Raw genomic sequence first — 6000 nt, 5'->3', positions numbered from 1 at the left:
TGGCTTTAGCACACAACTTAAGAAAGAAAATTGCAGCTTAAAGGCAATTTTAAACTCATTTTAAAATAGTAAACTTTTGATGAAAGTTTAATCAAATAAAAAAACCGTCTCAAAATTTTAGTATTGAGACGGCTTCTTTTTTTCTTGATTACTTTCAATTTTTATTGGTTTTGTGTCGGTAAAATGACCGTTCTCATCCACATAGATGAGCATACTGTCAAACCCTTTGCCTTTGTTATTGTGTAACTTTCGGTCGGCTTTTTTTTGGTCTTTTTCTTTTTGCTTGAGGACTTTTTTCTTGTGTTGTTGTTTTTTGGAAAACGAGTCTGCCATAGAGAATAATCGAATTAATGGGTGAGTTGATGAATGGGTTTACCATTTTGTTTGACGATTTGACGCCACATAGCCGATTCGTTGGGCGTACAAAAACTAATCGCTTGACCGCTCAAACCCGCGCGCCCTGTTCGTCCGATGCGATGCACATAGGTTTCCACCTCGGTCGGCAAATCGTAATTAATGACCAAAGGCAAGGCTTCGATGTCAATGCCACGGGCCGCAATGTCGGTAGCTACCATGACTTGAATGGTTTGTGCTTTAAAATCTGCCAAGGCTTTTTGGCGGGCCGATTGCGATTTGTTGCCGTGAATGGCCGCTGCGGTAACGCCTTGTTTGCTTAACTTTTGTACCAATTTATTAGCGCCGTGTTTGGTTTTGGTAAACAACAAACATTGGTGACCGTTGTGGTTGCGCAATACCGACAACAAAATCGGCTCTTTCTCTTGCGGTTCGACCACATACACAGCCTGTTCAATAACCGCTTTGATGGAAGACACCGGTTGGGCATCAACTTGCTTTGGATTGTTAAGAAAAAGAGGAATTAATTTGCGAATAGTATCGGGAAAAGTGGCCGTAAAAAACAAGGTCTGTCGCTGTTGCGGTAAAAACCGTAGTAAGGCCTTCATATCGTGAATGAATCCCATATCGAGCATGCGATCGGCTTCGTCCAAAACAAGAGTTTCTAAAGAGCGAAGATCGATGAGATTACGGCGTAATAAATCCAATAACCGTCCTGGAGTCGCTACAATTATAGCGGGTTTTTGGTGCAACGCTTGAATTTGTTTTCCTTCCGAAACGCCACCAAAAATAGGTTGCGAACGAAAAGGCAATCCCGAACCCAATTGCGCAAAAGTGGCTTCAACCTGAAGGGCCAATTCGCGGGTGGGCGTTACCACCAAAACACGTATTTGTCCGGGGGTAGCGGGTTTATTTTGAGTCAATTGTTGTAAAATGGGCAACACGAAAGCAGCGGTTTTTCCGGTTCCTGTTTGCGCGCAACCAATGAGGTCGTGGCCTTGTAACAATAGTGGAATGGCTTTCTGTTGAATGAGTGAGGGCTGGGTGTAGCCGGCTTCGGTGATCGCTTTTTGGAGCACGGGAAGCAATGAAAAATCTTGAAATGTCATAGGATCGAATGTAAAATGAAATTCGAACTTCCTATAGTATTCGTCTTATGAAGTAGAAAGGGAAAAACAGGATTGACCCACAACGTTCAGAACGCCAAATTTGACGTTCTGCGTTGTTGTAGGGCTATAGAGCGACTCTTGCACGCCGAAAGGCAAATACCAAGAAGTCGTTTAGTACCTTTTGTACGATTGAAACGAGTTACGCGATTGTGGACGCTCTTCACGAGGACGAGCTTCTGCAACGTTAATGTCGAAATTGTCTACGGATGTATTGTTTAATCCTTGAATCGCACGTTGGCCTTCTTCTTTTTGAGCCATTTCAACGAAAGCGAAGCCACGAGGACGTCCCGTTTCACGATCAGTAATAATTTTTGTAGAGTTAACTTCACCATACGCGCTGAATAATTCGCGCAAATCTGATTCTGAGGTATGGTAGCTCAGGTTGGAAACATAAATGTTCATAATAAAATTGTTTTAATGATTAAAAAAAAGGCAGTACTGAAACGCCAAAACTGAAAAAGAAAAGAAGTCATTAAAACAAAATTCACTATCCAGAACGAGCATTGGCAGAGAACCAATCGGGTACAAAGGTAGCGGTAAAGTAACGTTTCCGCTTTTAAAAACGCATTTATTTTCATTTTTACAGTCATACCAAGGGATACCAAGGCGGTCAGAAAGCGCGAAAATGGGATTTAATGGCATAAAAAAACAAAGTTACCCTATTTATACAATGAGAAACAACCCCGTTCTTTGGGCACTCCTTTTTGAAACCACTATGGGAATCGTTTAAAAATGAGCGTCAAGTTTTGCCTCTTGGCAACAAAAAAGTATCTTTGTAACCTATGACACAAATTGCTTCGGATAACGCTAAAAATCAGGAGACCGTAAAGAATGTTTTTACGGCCTATTTGGAAACCAACGGGCATCGAAAAACACCTGAACGCTATGCCATTTTACAAGAAATTTACGATAGTGAAGAACATTTTGACATCGAGAATTTGTATATCAAAATGAAAAACAAAAACTATCGGGTGAGTCGAGCGACCTTGTACAATACCATCGAACTCCTTCTCGATTGTGGATTGGTGCGCAAACATCAATTTGGTCAAAATCAGGCGCATTACGAAAAATCATACTTCGACAAGCAGCACGATCATATTATTATGACCGATACGGGCGAAGTCATTGAATTTTGTGATCCACGAATTCAAACCATCAAAAAAACCATGGAAGAAATTTTTGGGATAGAAATTCACAACCATTCCCTCTATTTCTACGCCACTAAAAAAGCATAATTCCACACAACACAAACAACACAACAATGACTGTAGATTTACTGTTAGGATTACAATGGGGTGACGAAGGCAAAGGGAAAATTGTCGACGTACTCACCTCAAAGTATGACATTATTGCCCGTTTTCAGGGCGGACCCAATGCGGGGCATACCTTAGAATTTGATGGCATCAAGCATGTATTGCGTACCATTCCCTCGGGGATTTTTCATCAAAATTCAATCAATATCATCGGGAATGGTGTGGTAATTGACCCTGTGGTCTTTCAAAAAGAAATGGAAGGCTTGGCACAATTCAACATGGATGTGACGTCCAAATTGTTCATTTCACGAAAAGCGCACCTTATCTTACCAACACACCGTTTGTTGGATGCCGCCTCAGAAACCGCCAAAGGAAAAGCCAAAATCGGTTCGACCCTCAAAGGCATCGGTCCAACGTACATGGATAAAACGGGACGTAACGGCATTCGTGTAGGCGATATTGAATTGAGTGACTTCAAAGAGCGCTACCGTCATTTGGCCAATAAACACGAGGAAATGATTAAATTCTACGATGTGGCCATTCAGTACAATTTGGCCGAAATGGAAGCTGAGTTTTTTGCCTCCATTGAAGCATTGAAGAAATTGACGTTTATCGACAGTGAAGACTATTTAGCCCAAGCCCAAAAAGCGGGAAAATCCATTTTGTGTGAAGGCGCTCAGGGTTCGTTACTCGATGTTGACTTTGGTACCTACCCTTTTGTCACTTCCTCCAACACCACAGCTGCTGGAGCGTGTACAGGTTTGGGGATTGCTCCCAATCGAATTAAAGAGGTCTATGGAATTTTCAAAGCCTACACCACGCGCGTAGGAAGTGGCCCCTTCCCTACCGAATTGTTTGATGAAGTCGGCGCGACAATGGCTCGAGTAGGCAACGAATTTGGCTCGGTAACCGGTCGCCAACGCCGCTGTGGCTGGTTGGACCTCGTCGCTTTAAAATATGCCATTCAAATCAATGGTGTTACCCAATTGATGATGATGAAAGGCGATGTGCTTTCAGGATTCGATACGTTGAAAGTGTGCACCGCCTACCAATACAAAGGGAAAACCATTCACCATTTGCCCTATAACATTGAAGCGGAAAATGTCACGCCAATATATACGGAATTCAAAGGTTGGAACGCCGATTTAACGGGGTTAACCACCTATGAGAGTTTGCCTCAAGAATTAAAAGAATATATCGCATTTATCGAACAGGAAGTCGAAGTTCCAATTAAGGTTGTCTCCGTCGGTCCCGATCGAAAACAAACGATAATGAGATAAAAAAAACCGTTCATTGCGAACGGTTTTTTTGTGTTATAACTTCAACACCAAGGACTCACTTCCTTTTAACTTCATTGGAATTTGCCCTTTGCCTTGACTTACTTTTAAAGTTGCTGTACCACCATACAAAACATCTTTCATGGGATACGAACCGTCTTTGAGTCCCCACAACCGAATCAACTCGGCTGGAATTTGCAACGTATAGTCTACCTCACGGTACGAATCAAAATTGGACACAACGACCAACTTCTCTGTCGCCGACCAGCGTGCAAAGGCATATTGCTGTCCGTCGTAATTGGGCGTTGAAGCATTGGGTGCGTGCAAGTCCATGTAATTGCCCATCACAGCCGAACTTTTGGCACTAAAAGACAATAATCGCTTGTAGAAATCCCGCAGTGCTTTCTCACTATCGGAAAGTTGCCCTCCATCAAATTTACCGTTGTTCATCCAGCGTTGGTGATGCGGAACGCCTACATAATCGAAAATACTGGTGCGTGTAGGTTTTCCAAAGCCTCCCTCTTCCAAACCGGGTTCGCCCACTTCTTGTCCAAAATAAATCATAATGGGAGCTGAACTTAGAAGTGTTGAAACCACCATCAACGGTTTTCCACGCTCGGGAGTTCCCGCAAAATCGATACTGGCCAAACGCTGCTCGTCATGGTTGTCCAAGAAGTGCAACATGTGACGCTCAATGTCTTGGTTGCGTTTGCGAATTTCGGTCAATCCATCGGAGAGTGCTTGTCCACGAATCATCGCTTTCAAATGATCGTAGGTCTCTACCTTGTCATAGAGGTAATCCATTTTCCCTTTAAAAATATAATTGCGGTACTCGTTGGGATTGTATACTTCGGCCAAAAGAAAAGCGTCTGGATTTTTCATTTTTATGGTCGAATTCAAAAAACTCCAGAATTCATACGGTACCATTTCAGCCATATCATACCGGAAACCATCAACGCCTTTTTCCAACCAATACAAGGCAATCTCGCGAAACTTCAACCACGAATTGGGTACGTCCTTATCTTTCCAATACGCATAATGTTCGGCATATGTTTTTTTCTCAAAACCCTCAGGTAACTCAGGGAAATCTTTAGAGCCATCGGGACGGATACCATAGTTTACCTTAACCGTTTCGTACCAATCGTTGATATCGGGTTTGGCCGCACGTGAGCCGTTTCCGGTCCATTTCGCTGGATTTTCTTCAAATTGTCCATCCAACAACGGATGTTCATCCCCGCCAAGAGGCTTGTAATCGGGCGATGTGGGCACTTGAAACGGTTGCCCGGGAATGTAATAGAAGTTGTTATTGCGGTTGTATTCTTGGGTCACGTCATCGTCTTCTCCAAAGTCTTTAACGCCTTCGGGTTTGGACAAGCTCTTGTACTTACGGGCAATGTGGTTGGGAACAATATCAATGATGACTTTCATCCCGTTTTTATGTGTGCGTTCAATCAAGGCTTCAAACTCTTGCAAACGCGTCAAGGGATCGACCGCCAAGTCGGGATTTACATTGTAATAATCCTTTACAGCATAGGGCGAACCTGCGCGTCCTTTGACCACATCGGGATCGTCATCAGCAATGCCATAGGGTTTGTAATCGGCCACCACCGCGTGATGGGGAACGCCGGTGTACCAAATGTGAGTGACGCCCAATCCTTTGATTTCCTCGAGCGCTTTGTCGGTAAAATCATTAAACTTTCCAACGCCATTTTCTTCTTGGGTACCCCAAGGTTTGTTGGTGGTATTGGTATTGCCAAATAATCGGGTAAAAACTTGATAAACGACTTTTTTCTGTTCCACAGCAGTTACTTTTTTGGAGGGTTGTGAGGGTGTTTTGGGGGCTTGGGCTTGGGCTTGAAAGGCAAATGCCAAACCGGCCATCCAGATGTAGCTACGCATGATTTTTAGTTTTTTCATGATGAAACACAAATATAGAAATTCATTGGG

The 6000-nt window shown here is 43.1% G+C and carries 6 protein-coding genes; 2 read left to right on the top strand and 4 right to left on the bottom strand.

Annotated features, from left to right (window positions below):
• Positions 1-117: 117 nt before the first annotated feature.
• The 3 genes from O9316_RS07605 to O9316_RS07595 form a co-directional block, all read right to left on the bottom strand.
• Positions 118-333 (bottom strand): hypothetical protein, encoded by a 216-nt coding sequence (locus tag O9316_RS07605; protein ID WP_298205157.1) that lies wholly within the window; start codon positions 331-333, stop codon positions 118-120.
• Between the two features lie 14 nt (positions 334-347).
• A complete protein-coding gene (locus O9316_RS07600) occupies positions 348-1463 on the bottom strand; it encodes a DEAD/DEAH box helicase (protein WP_298205156.1) in 1116 nt (371 codons plus the stop codon).
• A gap of 171 nt (positions 1464-1634) precedes the next feature.
• Positions 1635-1925: an RNA-binding protein gene (locus O9316_RS07595; RefSeq protein WP_287784290.1), complete on the bottom strand. Its 291-nt coding sequence runs from the start codon at positions 1923-1925 to the stop codon at positions 1635-1637.
• 380 nt (positions 1926-2305) lie between these two features.
• Here O9316_RS07595 and O9316_RS07590 point away from each other — a divergent pair, with 380 nt between their 5' ends.
• Positions 2306-2758 (top strand): Fur family transcriptional regulator, encoded by a 453-nt coding sequence (locus O9316_RS07590; protein WP_297516845.1) that lies wholly within the window; start codon positions 2306-2308, stop codon positions 2756-2758.
• 26 nt (positions 2759-2784) lie between these two features.
• The gene (locus O9316_RS07585) at positions 2785-4056 is read left to right on the top strand and encodes an adenylosuccinate synthase (RefSeq protein WP_298205155.1); all 1272 of its coding nucleotides are present in this window, start codon (positions 2785-2787) and stop codon (positions 4054-4056) included.
• A gap of 33 nt (positions 4057-4089) precedes the next feature.
• Here O9316_RS07585 and O9316_RS07580 read toward each other — a convergent pair whose 3' ends face one another.
• Complete coding sequence (locus O9316_RS07580) at positions 4090-5952, bottom strand: alpha-amylase family glycosyl hydrolase (protein WP_298205154.1); 1863 nt, start codon at positions 5950-5952, stop codon at positions 4090-4092.
• Positions 5953-6000 lie beyond the last annotated feature (48 nt).

The sequence above is a fragment of the Flavobacterium sp. genome, from assembly GCF_027533505.1.
In the GTDB taxonomy this organism is placed as follows: Bacteria; Bacteroidota; Bacteroidia; order Flavobacteriales; family Flavobacteriaceae; genus Flavobacterium.
This window is presented reverse-complemented; position numbering and strand designations above follow the sequence as displayed.

Excerpts from the sequence above, each read along its gene's own strand:
- O9316_RS07600 (WP_298205156.1), bottom strand. The coding sequence starts at position 1,463 with ATGACATTTCAAGATTTTTCATTGCTTCCCGTGCTCCAAAAAGCGATC.
- O9316_RS07580 (WP_298205154.1), bottom strand. The coding sequence starts at position 5,952 with ATGCGTAGCTACATCTGGATGGCCGGTTTGGCATTTGCCTTTCAAGCC.
- O9316_RS07595 (WP_287784290.1), bottom strand. The coding sequence starts at position 1,925 with ATGAACATTTATGTTTCCAACCTGAGCTACCATACCTCAGAATCAGAT.
- O9316_RS07605 (WP_298205157.1), bottom strand. The coding sequence starts at position 333 with ATGGCAGACTCGTTTTCCAAAAAACAACAACACAAGAAAAAAGTCCTC.
- O9316_RS07590 (WP_297516845.1), top strand. The coding sequence starts at position 2,306 with ATGACACAAATTGCTTCGGATAACGCTAAAAATCAGGAGACCGTAAAG.
- O9316_RS07585 (WP_298205155.1), top strand. The coding sequence starts at position 2,785 with ATGACTGTAGATTTACTGTTAGGATTACAATGGGGTGACGAAGGCAAA.